The sequence below is a fragment of the Levilactobacillus namurensis genome (assembly GCF_032197885.1).
GTDB lineage: Bacteria > Bacillota > Bacilli > Lactobacillales > Lactobacillaceae > Levilactobacillus > Levilactobacillus namurensis_A.
In genome coordinates, this window is the sequence record NZ_CP134159.1 from 441,555 (window position 1) to 459,557 (window position 18,003).

Consider the following 18,003-nt stretch of genomic DNA (forward strand, 5'->3'; position numbering starts at 1 on the left):
ATTATATCAGAAATAGTAATGTCATTACACTTGATTATATCAAGAAATTATTACATTTTATTAAGTGAGAATATAAGTGTAAAAATTCAATTGGTATATTTAAAAAAGCGCTTTCATTTTTAACGATTCTATGATAAACTATTTTTTGGTTAGTTGTGAGTGACAACTAACTCAACCAACTTACAATAAGAATCATGGACAGAGCATCATCGTGGAGAATCAGAGGTGATTCACCGCACATTCGTCTGTAAGACAACTCACCACACAGTTAGGAGCGTTACTATGCGAAAAGTATCGACAGGGTTTGTGTACTTCTTCGGGGCCCTTGGAGGGCTGCTGTTTGGATACGACACCGGGGTTATTTCTGGGGCTATCCTTTTTATTCAGAAACAAATGCATCTGGGTTCTTGGCAACAAGGCTGGGTCGTTAGTGCTGTTTTGTTAGGAGCCATTTTAGGTGCTGCCATCATTGGACCATCTTCTGACCGTTACGGCCGGCGTAAGTTATTGTTAGTTTCTGCTATTATTTTCTTCGTGGGGGCATTAGGTTCTGCATTCTCACCTGAATTCTGGACGTTGATTATCTCACGAATTATTTTGGGAATGGCTGTTGGGGCCGCTTCTGCGTTAATCCCGACTTACTTGGCCGAATTGGCACCCGCGGATAAACGTGGGACCGTATCTAGTTTGTTCCAGCTGATGGTCATGACTGGAATCTTCTTGGCATATGTCACCAACTACACGTTCTCTGGGATGTACACAGGGTGGCGCTGGATGTTAGGATTAGCTGCGGTTCCGGCAGCTCTTCTTTTCTTAGGAGGATTGGTTCTACCGGAAAGTCCTCGATTCTTAGCGAAAACGGGACGGCTTAGTGAAGCTAAGGCAGTTCTGACGAACATGAATAAAAATGATAGCGCTGCCGTTGATCAAGAACTTCATGATATTGAAGAACAAGCTAAGATTAAGAGCGGCGGTTGGTCTGAACTCTTTGGTCCGGCTGTTCGTCCGGCATTGATTATTGGGATTGGGTTAGCCATTTTCCAACAAGTCATGGGATGTAATACGGTGCTTTACTACGCGCCAACTATCTTTACGGATGTCGGTTTTGGTGTTTCTGCAGCCTTGATTGCTCATATTGGGATTGGAATCTTTAATGTGATTGTTACCGCCGTGGCAGTGGCCATTATGGACAAGATTGACCGGCGCAAGATGTTGAACATCGGATCGGTTGGTATGGGAATTTCTCTGTTCGTTATGAGTATTGCGATGAAATTCTCCGGTGATTCTTTCGCCGCTGCTATCGTCTGTGTCATTGCTCTGACGATTTACATTGCATTCTTCTCGGCTACCTGGGGCCCCGTGATGTGGGTCATGATTGGGGAAGTCTTCCCGCTGAACATTCGGGGCTTAGGGAACTCCTTTGCTAGTGTGATTAACTGGTCAGCCAACATGGTGGTTTCGTTGACCTTCCCATCCCTGTTAGACTTCTTTGGTACTGGGAGTCTGTTTATTGGTTACGGTGTCTTGTGCTTCTTGGCAATCTGGTTTGTTCAAAAGAAAGTCTTCGAAACACGGAACCGTTCGTTGGAAGAAATCGAAGCAACGTTACGGGAACGTGCTACGGTAGGACACGTGACAACGGAATCAACTAAATAATCTTAGGTTTTGAAAGTCCGAGTGAAAGCTCGGGCTTTTTTGGTACTTGTTTAAATGGCGAGGGTACCGAACGATTGGCCTTGAGGGATGTAAGCGAAAACAAACTTATGAAATCATCTTAGAAAGCGCTTACCAAATCTAGTTAAAAGTGGTAGAGTTAACATAGTTGGTTTGAGAGACCAACTAACAGAATGAACTTGTTCGCAACCAACTTACAATTGTTGATCAAGTCATTCGAATTAGTAAGGAGTTAAAAGCATGCATAAAATATCAACAGGGTTTGTGTACTTCTTCGGTGCACTCGGCGGGTTGTTGTTTGGTTACGATACCGGGGTCATCTCCGGCGCCATCCTCTTCATCCAACGCCAGATGCACCTGGGATCCTGGCAACAGGGCTGGGTCGTAAGTGCCGTCTTATTAGGGGCCATCTTAGGGGCCGCCATCATTGGCCCGTCGTCAGACCGGTATGGTCGGCGTAAACTCCTATTGCTTTCTGCCATTATTTTCTTTATCGGGGCGTTAGGTTCGGCGTTTTCGCCAGAGTTCTGGACCCTGATTATTTCCCGGATCATCTTGGGGATGGCCGTGGGGGCCGCTTCGGCGTTGATTCCCACTTACCTGGCCGAATTGGCACCCGCTGATAAGCGGGGGACGGTTTCTAGCCTCTTCCAGTTAATGGTCATGACGGGGATTTTCATCGCCTACGTGACCAATTACACGTTTGCCGGGATGTACACCGGTTGGCGGTGGATGTTGGGGTTCGCCGCGATTCCAGCCGCCTTACTCTTCTTAGGTGGGTTGATCTTACCAGAAAGTCCCCGGTTCTTAGTCAAGACGGGGAAGGTTGATGAAGCGCGGGCCGTTTTGGATACCATGAACAAACACGACCAAGCAGCGGTGAACGCCGAAATCACCCAGATTAAAAAGCAAGCGCAAATCGTCAGTGGCGGTTGGACCGAACTCTTTGGTAAGACGGTGCGGCCAGCCCTGATTATTGGGATCGGATTAGCCATTTTCCAACAAGTCATGGGATGCAACACCGTGTTGTACTACGCGCCAACCATCTTTACGGATGTTGGTTTCGGGGTCTCGGCCGCGTTACTGGCGCACATCGGTATCGGTATCTTTAACGTGATCGTGACGGCGGTGGCCGTTTCTATCATGGATAAGATCGACCGGAAGAAGATGCTAATCATTGGTGCCGTGGGCATGGGGATTTCCCTGTTCATCATGAGTATCGCCATGAAGTTCTCCGGGGGCTCGTTTGCCGCCGCTGTGGTCTGTGTGATTGCCCTGACAGTCTACATTGCGTTCTTCTCCGCCACCTGGGGTCCCGTGATGTGGGTCATGATTGGGGAAGTCTTCCCGTTGAACATTCGGGGGTTAGGGAACTCCTTTGCCAGTGTGATCAACTGGACGGCGAACATGGTGGTTTCGTTGACCTTCCCATCCTTACTGGACTTCTTCGGTACGGGGAGCTTGTTCATCGGCTACGGTGTCCTGTGCTTCTTGTCCATCTGGTTCGTCCACAAGATGGTCTTCGAGACGCGGAACCGGTCGTTGGAAGAGATTGAAGCCACGTTGCGTGAACGGAGTGGTGAAACGGTGTCAGCAACCGTTGCGCCCGCGACGCATAGCGCGAATTAACTGAATTGAATACCAGTTTTTGGGCCGTTCCGGTGAGGACGGTCCTTTCTGCTGTTCTTTAACAAATGGATTTACCCTTGGGAAAGCTTGTAAGAATTTTGAATTAAACGAATATATAAAAAAGGTTTGCTAATATGCAAACCAATTTTAAATGCTATTTAGTAATTGTTTTATCACGACTGTAGATAACTTTGGTATGTTTAATTTGTTGCTGACCGATTAATTCTTTTAGCGAACAACATTTGAAATCTAAAGAGTGAAGAGTTTTTAAGATGTCTTCGATTGCAGATGAATCTGCCGGTTGAAAGTCGTGCATTAAAATGACATCACCATCTTTAGCCTTATGAATGTTCTGAATAACTTTTTTAGGATCGTGATGGTCCCAACTCTTAGTGTCTAGTGACCAGATTACAGCTGGACGGTCGAATATCGCTAGTAATTCATCGTTAAATTCACCATAAGGGGGGCGAATGTATTCTGGTTCTCGTCCGATAATGCTTTTAATTAAATGATCGTTTTTATCCAGTTGGTCCTGTGCTTCTGAAAGAGACACATTTGGCAAGTGTAGGTGATCATATGTATGATTGCCAAAGGCAAACAATGGATTTTGTGCCTCACGTTTTAATAAATCAGGATATTTTTGGGCGTGCTGTCCCCATATCATAAAAGTTGCGGGGATATGGTGTTTGGTTAGAACATCGATAACATGAGGTGTTGTTGGTTCCCAGGGGCCATCATCAAATGTTAGAGCAATATTTTTCATTTTGTATGCATTCCTTTGATTGGATTTTACAGTAGTTAATATATTACGTTTGATTTCTTTTGGCAAGCGCTTTCATTAATTGTAAAATAGAATACAGTACACATGGTATTAATGAATTATTACATAGCACAATGTTTGCTTAAATAGCCTCGAGACGACGACTAGAAAGGTATGAGGTTAAAATGACTAATTATTTTGTAGCAATTCCAAGCCTGGAATCAAATATTCGATTATTTGGCGGTCATACTAGGACGGTTGCTGGTGGGTGGAAGTTTTTTGGTCAAATACATCAATCATTTGAATTAATGTGTGTTACTCATGGCAAACAAATTACTAGAATGAAAAATTTAGAGAGCGTAAAATATCTTGTGTAAATGCATAAAAGATTTCTGAATTGTATAGAAATAGGGAATGCCTTCCCTTATGATATTTAGTAACCACAGAAAACATCACAGGAGGCATTCCCCATGAATGAACTTACCACAGAAATTATCGCTGCACTAGCCCAAAAGCAAGATTTGGACGAAGTTTTTCGTCACCACCTCGAAATTGCGATTAACCAGCTGCTTCAAACCGAATTGGCAGAGTTTTTGGGTTACGAACGCTACTCATACGCTGGGATTAACACTGGTAATAACCGCAACGGCAGTTATGAGCGCTCGTTTGATACGAAGTACGGCCAACTTAGCTTAACCATTCCTCGAGATCGCAATGGCCGGTTTGAAAATCATACCTTGCCAGCCTACGGTCGGCACAGTGATAATTTAGAAACAACGGTCATTCAGTTGTATACCAAGGGAATTACCACTGCTGAAATTGCCGAACTCATTGAGAAAATGTACGGTGCTCACTACTCCAAAGCCACGGTTTCCAACATGACTAAAGCCGTCAATGAACAGGTTCAAGCTTTCCAGCAACGGCGACTGGCTTCACAATATGCGGCCATCTTCTTAGATGCCACTTACTTGCCGTTAAAGCGGGATACCGTTCAAAAAGAAGCCGTTCATATTGCGATTGGCATTCGTCCAGATGGTACGAAAGAAGTGCTGAACTACCAAGTGGCGCCAACGGAATCGACTGGAATCTGGACTGAACTGCTGGGAACCCTGATTAAGCAAGGTGTCAAAGATGTGCTGTTGTTTGTGGCCGATGGTTTAGTTGGTTTGGATGAAGGCTTAAATCGGCATTTTCCCAAAGCTAAACGACAACGTTGCCTGGTTCATGTTGGGCGTAATTTGATGAACAAAGTTCGTGTGAAAGACCGCAAGGCCGTGATCAGTGACTTTAAACAAGTTCATCGGGCCGCCAACCGTGAAGCAGCCGAACTGAAACTGAATGAGTTCGCCAACAACTGGCATCAGACCTATCCCAAATTAATCAAAGATCTGCTTAAAATGCCGAATTTACTCACTTTCATGGACTTTCCACCAGCTATCCGGCAATCACTATACTCCACTAACCTGATTGAGAACTTTAATAAGCATCTCAAGCGCACCACCCACCACAAAGAACAATTTCCAACGGAAGATTCACTGGATCGCTTCCTGGTTTCTCAGTTTAATGTTTATAACGAGAAGTCTCTGAAGCGGATCCACCGAGGGTTCAAAGGACTACAGGACACCTTGGAAGCATCATTTATTTAAGTTAGATACATATTATATGTACGAAGGCATTTCATTTACACAAGATTCTTGACGCTACCAAAATTTACCGCCAATGATTTATGGTACCGGAGAAGTCTTAATTATTTCTCCGGGGACTTGGCATGTAAACGAGAATGCAAGTCAGCAAGATAGTATGACGTATATAACTTGTCATTTTGATATTGGTGATTTGGAATTAAAGGCAGAGATTATTAGCAAGATTGCTAACGTGGTGTTTTCATCAGATAGTTTTTTTGCTAAGGAAACGTGTAAGATAGCCAAGAAATTTATTCAAATTAGTGCTGATAAAGGAATGACCCTCGAGGAACAGCGATTGGAAATTCAGATGACGTTCTTAGAATTTTTATTGCTAATTGTAAAAAATAAAGATAAATTCAGTGAGTCAACTGCAAAGTATACTGATAGGGAAGCGCAACTAGCTAGGTCTTTGGCGACATTAATTGCGGATGATTTAAAGTCGGATCATCCAAGTTTAAGTAGTTTCGAGGATAATTGTCAGATATTAAATATAAGTACGGGATATGGACATAGAGTTTTTAAGAAAGTTTACGGGATAACACCCTTACACTATTTGGAAGAGAAAAAATATAGTAAAGCGAAGATACTATTAGGGTCACCAGAGTACAGCATTGAACAAGTTTCACAAATGATTGGGGCGCAAAGTTTATCTAGTTTTAGTAAACAGTTTAAGAAGTGGTCAGGAAGTACACCAAGCAAGTATCAACAAAATATTTTACATAAGAGAAGTGTAACAACTATTAAGGGGAGCGGCTATTTCGAGTAAATCAGTTCATTAATGGACAAAATCAAGTTACGACAAGCCTAAAAGGTTATAATTTGACAAAATCTCGTTACATCTGAATATTCCATTCAGCTCTGTAAGCGATTACACTGGTATTGAAGGTTAAGGGATAAGCCTTCAGCTCCAGTGTTTTTATTTTTTTAATTTTAATAGTTGGTTCATTCAACAAACCATATTGTTCTGATGGATTGTGTGAATATTATTAAAGTTAAAGGAGCCATTATTTTAAACCAACTTACAAAATATGAGTACATAGGAGGCATGGAAACGTAGTTATTTTGAGTTGCTGAGATTAAAGCTTTAGTTTTGATTCTTAATTTTGAAAGGATGCGGAAGTTTATGTTGAAGATTAAAAACCCTGTTTTACCTGGTTTTAATCCAGATCCAAGTATGTTACGGGTAGATGATACATACTACATTGCCAACTCTACGTTTGAATGGTTCCCTGGAGTTAGACTTCACTCGTCTAAGGACATGGTTCATTGGAAGTTGTTACCATCACCGTTATCTAGCAAGAAGTTATTGAACATGGTAGGTAACCCGGCTTCAGGTGGTATTTGGGCACCAGATTTGACATATTCTGACGGAAAATTCTGGCTAATTTATACGGATGTAAAGGTTACTGAAGGGCCATTTAAAGACTGTGCAAATTACTTAACGACGGCTACCAATATCGAAGGGCCATGGACTAATCCAATTCGTGTAGATGGTGTTGGGTTTGATGCATCATTGTTCCACGATGATAATGGTCGTAAATACTTGGTACAACAGACGTGGGATCACCGAGAATATAAACATCCATTCCATGGTATTACCTTAACCGAGTTTGATACTGAAACGATGCATTTGAAGCCACATACTGCCCGGACTATCTATCGCGGAACGGATGTAAAGTTGGTCGAAGGTCCACACCTTTATAAGAAGGATGGGTACTATTACTTATTTGCTGCACAAGGTGGGACAGTTTGGACCCACCAAGAAGTTGTTTCTCGGTCTAAGACATTAGATGCGGACTCGTTTGAAACGGAGCCGGGTGATCCATTTATTACTAACTTTGATACACCGGACTTTTACATTCAAAAGCAAGGCCATGGGGCGTTAGTTAATACTCCAGGTGGCGAGTGGTACTATGCTTCGTTAATGGGCCGTCCTTGGAACCATGATACGGAGTCAGCTTGGGATCCACGCGGTTGGTGCTCACTGGGACGTGAAACTTCCATTCAAAAGGTTGAATGGGATGAGCAAGGTTGGCCAAGAGTCGTAGGTGGTCATGGTGGTCAAGTTGAAGTGGATGCGCCTAAAGACGCCATCGAAACTGATGCACCGCTGGAACATTCACGGCATGATGACTTTACTGAAGCGAAACTAGATAATGACTGGCAGACATTACGTAAACCATTTGATGACCATATGGGACAGACTGGTGATGGTAAGTTAGTCTTGACCGGGCATGATTCTTTGAGCTCAACGTTTGATGTTTCATTCTTAGCAAGTCGTTGGCAAGCCTTTAATTTTGATGCTGAAACGAAAGTTAAATTTGATCCTTACAGTTATCAACAGATGGCTGGGTTGGTTAACTTCTACAACGACAAACATTATTCTTGGGTCTTTGTTACTTATGATGAAGATCGTAAGAAGCGGGTTATTGAAGTTGCACAAAATGATAACAATAATTACGTTTCATATTTGAAAGATAATGCTATTGAAATTCCAGAAGATACGGAATACGTCTGGTTCAAGACAAAAGTTCGTAAAGAATCATATACTTATGAGTATTCATTTGACGGTAAAGAATGGCATGAAATTCCAGTTAAGTTGGATGCAGCTGTTCTGTCTGATGATTATGTTCTTCAAACGTATGGTGGATTCTTTACAGGTGCCATGGTTGGTTTAGCTGCAGTTGATTATTCTGGATTTAACCAGAAGGCTGAATTCAAGTTCTTTGATTATAAAGAGCTTGGCGACGGCGAATAGATCATCGGAGGGATTAATTATGGATAATAGTGTTGAAAAGAGTGCTGTCGCTCCACAAAAACATAAGTTAGTTTTTAGTGAAAAGCTAGGTTATGGTTTTGTTAATATGGCGGTTAACCTGATTTTTAACGTTGTAAGTACGTATTTGCTTTTCTTCTATACCAACGTTTATGGATTGCGGCCGGCTGACTCTGCGTTAATGTTCTTAATTGTTAAATTGGTTGATGCTGTTGGGAATCCGTTATGGGGAACTTGGGTTGATAAGCGAACCACTAAATTTGGTAAGTACCGTGGTTACTTACTTTACTTATCTATTCCGTATGCCTTCCTATCCGTTATTGCGTTTATTACGCCAGCTACGGGTTACACATTGAAGCTGATTTATGCTTACACGACGTATGTTCTTTTATCGTTACTAAATGTTGGGTTATGTATTAATGGTGCTTTACCAGCCGCAATGACCCGTGATAACGATGAAATTGCGGTTTTGAATTCATACAGTTTGTTCTGCTCAAATACCGGTGGTGTATTAGTTTCCTTCTGTGTACCATTGTTGGTTACGAGTATTTCAGGTTCTTATACTGGTCCTAACTCACAAATGGGTTGGACATTAACAATGGGTATCTTCGCACTCCTTGGATTGTTTGGCCTTCTATTTGGGTTTAAGACTGTTAAGGAACATTATCACATGGCAGCCGAAGAAGCAGATCAGGTTCAATTAAAGGATATCTTAGTTCAAGCTAAGGTTAATAAGCCATTTGTTTTAATCTTTATTTACATGGTATTGGCCTTTATCTTTATGACGATGGTTAACTCTGGTGGATCATATTATGTTACTTATAACATGGCTAACCCCGATATGTTGAAGTGGTTTAATGTTTTGGGTACTGCCCCTTCATTCATCATTGTTCCGTTTATGCCATGGATGAAGAAGAAAATGGGACGTAAAGGTATGATGCATTTGTTCAGTATCATCTTAATTATTGGATTACTGATTATGTACTTTATCAACGCCCACAATATCGTATTGGCCATGATTGGTAAGCTGTTAGCTTCCATGGGAATGATTGTGACGACTGGTTACATGTGGTCATTTGTTCCAGAAATTACGAACTATGGTGAATGGAAGACTGGTAAGCGTGAAAACGGGATTATCAGTTCAATTTATCAATTTGCCGTTGCTTTAGGTATGGCTATTGGTGGTGTTATTCCAGGCTATATTTTGCAAGGCACTGGCTTTAACGCGAAATTAGCAACTCAATCAGCTAGTGCTTTAAGTGGTATTGGAATGTTGATGTGTGTTGTTCCTGCAGTTCTGATTGTTATCAGTATGGTAGTTATGCAAATGTACCCAATTACCGATGAATTAATGAACCGGATGAACAAGGAAATTGATGAACGGAAAGCTAAAGAAGCTGCTGCCAAAGCTAACTAGTGCGAACTTGGTTGAGAAAGGATGAAGAAATTATGACGAGTACTCAATTTCATAATCCAGTTCTTCATGGCTTCTATCCAGATCCATCGATTTGTTCGGTTGGTCGAGACTTTTATCTAGTGAATTCGACGTTCTCCTATTTTCCTGGAATTCCAATTTTCCATAGTCAGGATTTAGCACACTGGGAACAGATTGGCAATGCCTTGACGGATAACTTGCAAGTAAATTTACTTGGTAATGATGATCATGAAGGGATTTATGCACCTTCAATTCGTTATTATCAAGGGACTTACTACATTATTGCAGATCACGAAACACAGAAAAATCATGCAGGGATGTTTATTATTACTGCAAAGGATCCTCGTGGACCGTGGTCTAAACCAACCTTTATTAAAGGAGCAGATGGGATTGATCCAAGCCTGTTCTTCGATAATGGAAAATGCTATTTCGTTGCCACTCATGACAACTCAGAGGGATCTAAGTATTTTGGTGATAATGAAATTTATTTAGCCGAAATTGACTTGGAAACGAAACAATTTATTAGTAAAAAGAAGCCATTATGGCGTGGTGCATTGCGAAACGTTACTTGGCCAGAAGGACCGCATCTGTATAAGCATGGTAATTATTATTACCTTCTCATTGCGGAGAGTGGCACGGAGTCACATCATGCAATGACAATTGCTAGAAGCCAATCAATTGCTGGACCGTATGAAGGAAATCCTAATAATCCGATTATGACTCACCGGTTTTTGGGAGAAAATTATCCGGTTCAAAATGTTGGACATGGTGATTTTGTTAAATCTTTTGACGGAAACTGGTATTTTGTATGTTTAGGTAGTCGGAAGTTCAAAGGCTATGTAAACACGGGTCGAGAAACGTTTATCGGTCGTGTTGTTTGGGAGGATGATTGGCCCGTACTAAATCCTGGTGTTGGGAAACTAGAAGAAAGTGGTGTCATTGATTTACCTAAAAAAGAAATGGTTAAACCTTCTTCTGTAATTGACTTTGATCAGGACAAGTTTGATTTGCGATGCTTGTTCTTACGTAATCCTAAGAAGCAGAATTATATTCCACAAAAAGATGGAAGTATCACTTTATTGGGATCTAAGAATGAACTGTCGGGAACTGAATCGCCAACCTTCCTAGGAATTCGTGAAAGTTCAGTTAATTCCTACTTCAGTATTCAGATGGGAAAAGCTGACTTAGAAGGTGGGCAGTTTGGAATTGCTGTCTACCAGAATCGCACACATTTTATAACGTTTATGTTGAAAGCTGTTCATCAGTATTTTGAATTAGTCGTGCAAAAGAATGTGGATGGCGTTGTGAGTGTGATTGCTTCTAAGCAGTTACAAGTTATGCCCCGAGGATTGATAGTTCGGCAAAAAGGTGATCAACTCATGGTTGGAATCTTTAGTGAGAAAGATGGCCAATATGAATGGTTGCAACAACGTGTTAACACACAATTCTTAAGTACTGAGGTTGCAGGCGGTTTTGTCGGGTGCGTTGTAGGTACCTACTTCCCGAACGAAAATAACTTGGGTAAGGTTCAGGTAACAAAAATCGAAACTGATAATTGTTATTAAAAGGTGAGGTGAAATAAATGTCACTAAAATTACCGGCAATTTTTCAAGACGGAATGGTTTTACAACGTGATGCGCCAATAAGAATTTGGGGGGATGTTACACCTAATTCAATTCTTGAAGTTGGAATTGATGAGGAAACCCCAAAAATGGCTGGTGTTTCAAACGACGGGAGCTTTACGGTTTACCTTTCTGAACATGCTGCACAAAAGGACGGAACCTTAAAGTTTATTGTTAACGGAACTTGCGTTCAAAAAATTAAAATTAGTATCGGTGAGGTTTGGCTATTAGCTGGGCAGTCGAATATGGATTTTAATTTAGTTAATGATGGGCAGTATCAAGAGTCAGCAAAAAAGGTTTTAGAGTTACTTGATCAAAGCGAAAAAATTAGCTTTTTTAAAGTTCCTCAAAAAATTACTCCCGATTCTGAAGCAGATCAGACGGGCGAACCTGGTAAATGGCATTCGTTGAATCATGATAATGCCGCCATGTTTAGTGCGATTGGTTATTACTTTGGACTTAAACTTTCTAAATTGCTTAGTCATGTTCCTGTTGGGTTAGTCTGGATGACTTACGGTGGAACAACGGCATCTACGTGGACTTCGAAGGAAGCCTTGGAAGATGATCCTGTATTGAAGAAGACATATTTGGATAGTTATAATCAACTGTTGTCTACACGACCCGCTGGAGAGTATGAAGCCTTTTTGAAGATGGTTGCTGCTCAAAGTAGTCGTCCGGAAGTCGGACCATTTTGGGATAATGTTGTTGCGGGACGTGTGGATCATGAGACTTTGTCAAATGCTTATAAGGAACACCATGAGCTATTCGTTGATTATGTTTTAGGTCCACAGTCTGAAAACAGACCGCACGGCTTATTCGATACAATGGTAAAAACCATTATTGGCTACCGCTTTAAGGCTTGTTTATGGTATCAAGGAGAATCCGATGATCAGCATGCTGAAGTCTATAACCATCTTTTAACAGCGATGATTAAGGACTGGTGGCACCGTTGGGACTATCATTTTCCTGTGTTGGTAATGCAGCTGGCGCCATTTGAAGAATGGTTTGGTGTATTTGACGGAACATTTTACCCCGAACTACGTAGACAGCAGGGAAGAGTTGCCGATGCATTGCCGGGTGTGTATTTAACAAATGTTTTAGATGATGGTATGCAGTATGATATTCATCCAAAGAATAAGCAGCTTGCTGCGGAGCGGTTCTATCTGCTTGCCTTGGATAAAGTATATCATCAGCAAGAACACGGACAGGCACCTAAGGTAATTTCCACAGAGTTTGTGGATCATACCATTCAGCTGAAATTTAATGAGTGCCAGCAGCTTCAGTGTCAGAAACTACAGTTAGAAAACGTTATGAAGTTAACTGTAAATGGAGTTGCTATGCCCGTGACGGATGTTAAAGTTAATGATGATAAGTTGATTATTGGTCTGAGTCAAAGTATTACACCAGATAAGGTGCTTGAAATTAGTTATCAAAATCAACCATTTAGTCATGCGGCATTGTTTAATGAACATCAAATTCCAGTTCGACCATTTGATGTGACTGTCAGTGCGTAGATTAGCGAGAATATGTGGGTTGATTGTCCATTAGCTTGTGCAGTTTGCATAATGGATGCTCATCTGTATTACTAGAGGCGATAGGTGCAGCTTTTGTAGTTGTACCCATCGCTTTTAGTTTTACTTTTTCAATTAATACCTGGATTAATCATTGAGCGATGCGGAGACCAAGGTCAAGTTTGACCCAGCCCGTTACGAAAACATGGCCGGCTTGGTCAACTTCTACAACGACAAGCACTACTCGTGGGTCTACATTACCCGTGACGAGAACCGGGGGCCAGTGATTGAAGTTGCGCAAAACGACAACAACAATTACACGTCCTTCTTGAAAGACCAAGCTATTCAGATTCCAGCCGGAACGGAATATGTCTGGTTCAAGACTAAGGTGCGGAAGCAATCCTACACTTACGAATACTCCTTCGACGGTTCAGAATGGCACGAAATTCCAGTTGAACTGGATGCCGCAATTCTTTCCGACGACTACGTCTTACAGACGTACGGTGGGTTCTTCACCGGAGCCTTCGTGGGTCTGGCAGCGGTCGACTACGCTGGCTACGGCCAAACCGCAGAATTCGACTACTTCGATTACAAGGAATTGGGCGACGACTAACGTTGCTTGAGACCAGCATATAGATGTTATGATCAGCCCTCAGAAGGTTTGCCTTCTGGGGGCTGATTTTGTGGAAGCAAGGCTGTGGACGGTAAGAAGTCTACAAAAGTTATAACGACATACATGCGATTTGGTAGAAGGACTATGGAATGGTTGATATTTTACGTTATAACATTAAAATGAAGTCTAACTTATGATTCTGTTGAAAAAGGATTCCTGATAAGGGGGGCTAATGGCTATGGATAATGGCAAAGACAACCTCAAAAAAAACGTCATTCGTGTTGGTAATTCCATTGGGATGACCATTCCCAAGAAAATTGCTGATGAAATGGACCTTTCTACAAATTCAAAAATCCAAATTGTACCCACTGACCAGGGCTTCTTGGTGACCAAGTTAGAAGATGCAGATCCTGATTTTGTAAAAGCCATGAATGATTCATTTGATAAGTATCACGATACTTTGGGAATGCTTCGTAAGGGCGATGAATAATGCGTTACTTAGCAGCGAATGAGCTTATTCAACTCAATCAAAAAGCACTTTCAGTATCGAATCAAGCTTCTCAAATTCAAAGGGATTAGGGTCAATTGTGGTGTTACCGCGTCAATCGTTTTTGGGTACGGAAGCCTATCCCAAGCTTACCCAAAAGTTAAGAATCGTCTTTATTAAAATCATCAATCTACACCCATTTGTGGATGGAAATAAACGGACCGCGGTCCTTGCTTTGTCAGTTATGGCGCAACTAAATAACCATGATTTAACTTTTTCGGTTGTTGAATTAAATGATCTTGCTCTAATGGTTGCACTGTTGGAGGATGGACAATTAGATTATGATTGCGTCTTTCAAGTAATTGCGAGTCACTTAAAACAGATATAACCATAACCTTGCCAGATTCGTGCAAAAGTAGGGTGCTTCGCCAGGTCAACCATCACCTAAATTAATCATTGAGCAACCCGGTACGAATCCCGGAATAAAAGCTAAGTTACCGCTTTCATTAAGCTGTAATTCTGGTAGAATAGGAGATGTACAAAGTTTCATTCATAAAAAAGGAGTGAATGGCACATGGCATCAAATGGTAAAGTAGCAATGGTCACTGGTGGCGGTCAAGGAATTGGTGAAGCAATTTCGAAGCGGTTAGCTAACGATGGCTTTGCAGTTGCAATTGCTGATTTGAACTTAGACAATGCCAACAAGGTGGTTTCAGAAATCGAAGCCGATGGCGGCAAGGCGATTGCGGTCAAGACGGACGTTTCCGACCGGGACAGCGTGTTCAACGCGGTCAACACAGCGGCTGAAAAGTTAGGCGGCTTTGACGTGATCGTCAACAACGCCGGCTTAGGCCCAACCACCCCAATCGACACGATTACTCCGGAACAATTTGATACAGTCTACCACGTTAACGTTGCGGGGACGCTGTGGGGCATCCAGGCGGCTCACGCGAAGTTCAAGGAACTCGGCCACGGTGGGAAAGTCATCAACGCGACTTCCCAAGCCGGGGTTGTCGGGAACCCGAACTTGGCCCTGTACAGTGGGACTAAGTTCGCCATTCGGGGAATCACCCAAGTGGCAGCCCGTGACTTGGCCGCTGAAGACATCACGGTCAACGCCTACGCGCCTGGGATCGTGAAGACGCCAATGATGTACGACATCGCGCACAGAGTCGGTCAAAACGCCGGCAAGAGCGATGAATGGGGGATGCAGACCTTCGCTAAGGACATTACCTTAGGTCGGCTCTCCGAACCCGAAGATGTGGCTAACGGGGTTGGCTTCTTAGCTGGGCCAGACTCCAACTACATTACGGGTCAAACTCTTGAAGTCGATGGTGGGATGCAGTTCCACTAACCGCTTAATGCTTAACTAATGATTTTGATAGCCGCTGTAATCTGCTGGATTACGGCGGCTATTTGCGTAGCAGGGCAAGTTATGGCGGAGAACGGGAGTAAGGGGCAAATTGCGGCGCACTCATATGGGAGAAATTAAAAGAAGCCCTGTGAACAGGACTTCCAGTATGGCGTTGTTCATGTCATCCAGCATGGGATGTGGAAGTTTCTACATACGATTTTAATAGTATCAGATTTCGTTTAAAAGCATGTTTGGTAATTGGGGCCATAAAACGAATTGGTAATTTAATTCCGTGTTGTTCAATCAGGTCTAACTGTTCAGTGACTTCGGTCGTCTGACCTTGTGCTTTCACCGAAATTGTTAGGGTATAGTCGATGCGATTACCGGTGGCTACGAGGGAGACGTAATCTGCCCCTGAAGTGATGGTCATGAATTCGTCTGAATTGATAGCGTCGGTTTTGCGGTTAACGTGAAACTTCACTTCATCAACTGGGGTAACGGTTGAGATAGCTGGGTTCCACATTGCTAGTTGCGTCAAATCAGAAATCTTCCGTAAGATGATTTCCGGTGAGGCCGCAATCAAAATTGAATGAGAAAATAGTTTTTCCATAATGTCCTCCTTTACTTGTAGGATCATCATAGAAGAATTAGCATCTGGTTTAAAATCAGTATTCTGATATCAAAAATCTTTGTAGATACCGTCACGGTAGATATCTTCTAAGACGCGGCTACGTGTTCGAGCGGTATGCGCCAAGTCACCCTTTTGCATTCGAATCGCCAACTCTGCCAACAAAAAATAGCAATTAGCTAACATGTGGTGTGAATCGTGGGCAACAATTAGCGTAATCCCATCCGTAATCGTTAAAAAGGCTCGTTCAACTTCCCCGTGCTTAAAGTAAATCAAGGCAGACAGGTAATATAAGACGTGCAAATTTTCTTCGTAAGCAACGGTTTTTAAGTCGGAAATGGCGGAATTCAGCGCGGTTAAAGCTTGTGACCAATGGCCTTTTTCAGAACAAACCAACGCCACAGAAATCAAGCATAACCGCGACAAAGTGCTTAAATGAGACAAGTTAGCTTCAGCCATAGCCAACTTAAGTGATGCCAGCGCTGAATCAAAATCACGAGCATGGTATTGCGAAACAGCTAAATAATAGTAATAGGCTTGGGTCTGAACAGCCGATTCTAAATTATCCAAAACGGTCTGTTGACGCAAAAAATTACCCAACTCAGCGTAACAATGGTCGTTGCAAAGCTGATGACAAGTTGCGTTGATCTCGGGTTCATGACTCACTAAATACCCACGAGCCAAAGAAATTGAATTCACGTCAATGTTCAATCGTTGAGCCAATGCCAGCAGCAAAGCGGCATTAGGAACGTACTTCCCATTCTCAAGGCCAGAAATCATAGACTGAGCACAAATTCCCGCAGCTAGCTCAGCCTGAGAAAGGCCTAAAGCTACCCGAGATGCTTTGATCGTCGACCCAATGTCTCTCATAATTAGCCCCATCCTTCAAAAGTTTTAAACAATATAGTCTAAAGGTATCTTTTCTTTTAGCCGAATACAAATAATAGGAATTCAGTCGGTCAAAATCAGCTATTCGTCTGGTTAAAAATGGTCGAAAGTTAGGTGGTGACATGCTATACTGCGGGTAAGCAAAAGAAGCCCTGTGTGAACAGGACTTCCGATGTAGAGCCGTTTAAGACGGTGGATTAAGGGTTAAATAACCGCTAGCTGTCCAGAGCTAAGGCGGTTATTTTTGCTGATTTTTGATCAGCTCAACAATCAATGCAATTAGGGCGATGGTAAAGGTCCCAAAAGCTAGCATAATCTGCTGAATTCTGGCGGCTATTTGGTTAACAGGGTGGGCCTGCCAATCAGCTCTGAGCATCACTAGAGGCTAGTTAAAAATAGTCGAAAGTTGGGTGGCGACATGCTATACTGTGGATAAGCAAAAGAAGCCCTGCGTGAACAGGGCTTCCAATGTAGAGCCGTTTAAGATGGTGGCAGCTTAATATTGGTTAAATAACCGCTAGCTGGTCAGAGCTAAGGCGGTTATTTTTTTTGCTGATTTTTGATCAGCTCAACAATCAATGCAATCAGGACGATGGTAAAGGTCCCGAAAGCTAGCATTAATTGTAACGCGTCCGAAATGGACACTACGGCTACTCCTTTCGTTAGGATTTTGGGGTGCTAAAGGAATTATCCCATGAGCACCACCCCCAATCGGAAATAGCCACCGCCTTAACTGCTCTACGAAATCTAGTATACAGGGACTGGGGACAACCAGCCAAGCCTTGAAGCTTACAATAATAGTTATTGTGGGCGAATCGGTGCCAGACGGTTTTGATGGGAAAAGTACGCATGATGCCGGCTGGTTAAGTTCCCCAAAGAGACTTCTTTTAGTGTTCAGCTAAGGGAAGTCTCTTTTTGATTTCACGATGGCTCAAAAAGGC

General features: G+C 42.4%; 16 protein-coding genes and 2 pseudogenes. 13 read left to right on the forward strand and 5 right to left on the reverse strand.

What is annotated here, in order from left to right:
• Positions 1–282: 282 nt before the first annotated feature.
• Both RIN67_RS01895 and RIN67_RS01900 read left to right on the forward strand, forming a co-directional pair.
• Entirely contained in the window at positions 283–1,656 is a 1,374-nt protein-coding gene (locus RIN67_RS01895) for a sugar porter family MFS transporter (RefSeq protein WP_264999637.1), read from the forward strand.
• 258 nt (positions 1,657–1,914) lie between these two features.
• The gene (locus RIN67_RS01900) at positions 1,915–3,303 is read left to right on the forward strand and encodes a sugar porter family MFS transporter (RefSeq protein WP_264999638.1); all 1,389 of its coding nucleotides are present in this window, start codon (positions 1,915–1,917) and stop codon (positions 3,301–3,303) included.
• Between the two features lie 154 nt (positions 3,304–3,457).
• On the opposite strand, the gene RIN67_RS01905 is transcribed toward RIN67_RS01900, so the two are convergent.
• Entirely contained in the window at positions 3,458–4,066 is a 609-nt protein-coding gene (locus tag RIN67_RS01905; protein ID WP_264999639.1) for a polysaccharide deacetylase family protein, read from the reverse strand.
• 182 nt (positions 4,067–4,248) lie between these two features.
• Here RIN67_RS01905 and RIN67_RS01910 point away from each other — a divergent pair, with 182 nt between their 5' ends.
• From RIN67_RS01910 to RIN67_RS01960, 11 genes and pseudogenes are all read left to right on the forward strand, one after another.
• A complete protein-coding gene (locus tag RIN67_RS01910; RefSeq protein ID WP_313826071.1) occupies positions 4,249–4,440 on the forward strand; it encodes a hypothetical protein in 192 nt (63 codons plus the stop codon).
• A 93-nt stretch (positions 4,441–4,533) separates the two neighbouring features.
• Positions 4,534–5,709 carry an IS256 family transposase gene (locus RIN67_RS01915; RefSeq protein WP_313825919.1) on the forward strand — a complete coding sequence of 392 codons (1,176 nt, stop codon included), beginning with the start codon at positions 4,534–4,536 and terminating at the stop codon, positions 5,707–5,709.
• Positions 5,710–5,782: 73 nt separating this feature from the next.
• Positions 5,783–6,514, forward strand: coding sequence for a helix-turn-helix domain-containing protein (locus RIN67_RS01920; protein WP_313826070.1), 732 nt, complete (start codon positions 5,783–5,785; stop codon positions 6,512–6,514).
• A gap of 357 nt (positions 6,515–6,871) precedes the next feature.
• Entirely contained in the window at positions 6,872–8,506 is a 1,635-nt protein-coding gene (locus tag RIN67_RS01925; RefSeq protein ID WP_264999641.1) for a glycoside hydrolase family 43 protein, read from the forward strand.
• 19 nt (positions 8,507–8,525) lie between these two features.
• Positions 8,526–9,941, forward strand: a complete 1,416-nt coding sequence (locus RIN67_RS01930; protein ID WP_313826069.1) for an MFS transporter — start codon at positions 8,526–8,528, stop codon at positions 9,939–9,941.
• 32 nt (positions 9,942–9,973) lie between these two features.
• Entirely contained in the window at positions 9,974–11,524 is a 1,551-nt protein-coding gene (locus tag RIN67_RS01935; protein ID WP_264999643.1) for a glycoside hydrolase family 43 protein, read from the forward strand.
• 17 nt (positions 11,525–11,541) lie between these two features.
• Positions 11,542–13,095, forward strand: a complete 1,554-nt coding sequence (locus RIN67_RS01940; RefSeq protein WP_264999644.1) for a sialate O-acetylesterase — start codon at positions 11,542–11,544, stop codon at positions 13,093–13,095.
• Between the two features lie 157 nt (positions 13,096–13,252).
• Positions 13,253–13,705, forward strand: a pseudogene (locus RIN67_RS01945) (beta-xylosidase family glycoside hydrolase); the annotation flags it as partial.
• A 238-nt stretch (positions 13,706–13,943) separates the two neighbouring features.
• Positions 13,944–14,195 (forward strand): AbrB/MazE/SpoVT family DNA-binding domain-containing protein, encoded by a 252-nt coding sequence (locus tag RIN67_RS01950; RefSeq protein WP_264999645.1) that lies wholly within the window; start codon positions 13,944–13,946, stop codon positions 14,193–14,195.
• A 55-nt stretch (positions 14,196–14,250) separates the two neighbouring features.
• Complete coding sequence (locus RIN67_RS01955) at positions 14,251–14,580, forward strand: Fic family protein (RefSeq protein WP_264999666.1); 330 nt, start codon at positions 14,251–14,253, stop codon at positions 14,578–14,580.
• Positions 14,581–14,766: 186 nt separating this feature from the next.
• The gene (locus RIN67_RS01960) at positions 14,767–15,546 is read left to right on the forward strand and encodes a (S)-acetoin forming diacetyl reductase (protein ID WP_024747161.1); all 780 of its coding nucleotides are present in this window, start codon (positions 14,767–14,769) and stop codon (positions 15,544–15,546) included.
• 181 nt (positions 15,547–15,727) lie between these two features.
• On the opposite strand, the gene RIN67_RS01965 is transcribed toward RIN67_RS01960, so the two are convergent.
• From RIN67_RS01965 to RIN67_RS01980, 4 genes and pseudogenes are all read right to left on the reverse strand, one after another.
• Positions 15,728–16,156: an SRPBCC family protein gene (locus RIN67_RS01965; RefSeq protein ID WP_264999646.1), complete on the reverse strand. Its 429-nt coding sequence runs from the start codon at positions 16,154–16,156 to the stop codon at positions 15,728–15,730.
• Between the two features lie 69 nt (positions 16,157–16,225).
• Positions 16,226–17,044 carry a helix-turn-helix domain-containing protein gene (locus RIN67_RS01970; RefSeq protein ID WP_264999647.1) on the reverse strand — a complete coding sequence of 273 codons (819 nt, stop codon included), beginning with the start codon at positions 17,042–17,044 and terminating at the stop codon, positions 16,226–16,228.
• Between the two features lie 256 nt (positions 17,045–17,300).
• Positions 17,301–17,381: pseudogene (locus RIN67_RS01975) on the reverse strand (putative holin-like toxin); the annotation flags it as partial.
• Between the two features lie 221 nt (positions 17,382–17,602).
• On the reverse strand, positions 17,603–17,707 hold the full coding sequence (locus RIN67_RS01980; protein ID WP_390894436.1) for a putative holin-like toxin: 105 nt from the start codon (positions 17,705–17,707) through the stop codon (positions 17,603–17,605).
• Between the last annotated feature and the right edge of the window lie 296 nt (positions 17,708–18,003).

Bases quoted from the DNA above. Each gene is read 5' to 3' on its own strand.
- RIN67_RS01950 (WP_264999645.1), top strand. From the start codon at position 13,944: ATGGATAATGGCAAAGACAACCTCAAAAAAAACGTCATTCGTGTTGGT.
- RIN67_RS01910 (WP_313826071.1), top strand. From the start codon at position 4,249: ATGACTAATTATTTTGTAGCAATTCCAAGCCTGGAATCAAATATTCGA.
- RIN67_RS01960 (WP_024747161.1), top strand. From the start codon at position 14,767: ATGGCATCAAATGGTAAAGTAGCAATGGTCACTGGTGGCGGTCAAGGA.
- RIN67_RS01965 (WP_264999646.1), bottom strand. From the start codon at position 16,156: ATGGAAAAACTATTTTCTCATTCAATTTTGATTGCGGCCTCACCGGAA.
- RIN67_RS01970 (WP_264999647.1), bottom strand. From the start codon at position 17,044: ATGAGAGACATTGGGTCGACGATCAAAGCATCTCGGGTAGCTTTAGGC.
- RIN67_RS01930 (WP_313826069.1), top strand. From the start codon at position 8,526: ATGGATAATAGTGTTGAAAAGAGTGCTGTCGCTCCACAAAAACATAAG.
- RIN67_RS01905 (WP_264999639.1), bottom strand. From the start codon at position 4,066: ATGAAAAATATTGCTCTAACATTTGATGATGGCCCCTGGGAACCAACA.
- RIN67_RS01900 (WP_264999638.1), top strand. From the start codon at position 1,915: ATGCATAAAATATCAACAGGGTTTGTGTACTTCTTCGGTGCACTCGGC.
- RIN67_RS01920 (WP_313826070.1), top strand. From the start codon at position 5,783: ATGATTTATGGTACCGGAGAAGTCTTAATTATTTCTCCGGGGACTTGG.
- RIN67_RS01895 (WP_264999637.1), top strand. From the start codon at position 283: ATGCGAAAAGTATCGACAGGGTTTGTGTACTTCTTCGGGGCCCTTGGA.
- RIN67_RS01935 (WP_264999643.1), top strand. From the start codon at position 9,974: ATGACGAGTACTCAATTTCATAATCCAGTTCTTCATGGCTTCTATCCA.
- RIN67_RS01915 (WP_313825919.1), top strand. From the start codon at position 4,534: ATGAATGAACTTACCACAGAAATTATCGCTGCACTAGCCCAAAAGCAA.
- RIN67_RS01925 (WP_264999641.1), top strand. From the start codon at position 6,872: ATGTTGAAGATTAAAAACCCTGTTTTACCTGGTTTTAATCCAGATCCA.
- RIN67_RS01940 (WP_264999644.1), top strand. From the start codon at position 11,542: ATGTCACTAAAATTACCGGCAATTTTTCAAGACGGAATGGTTTTACAA.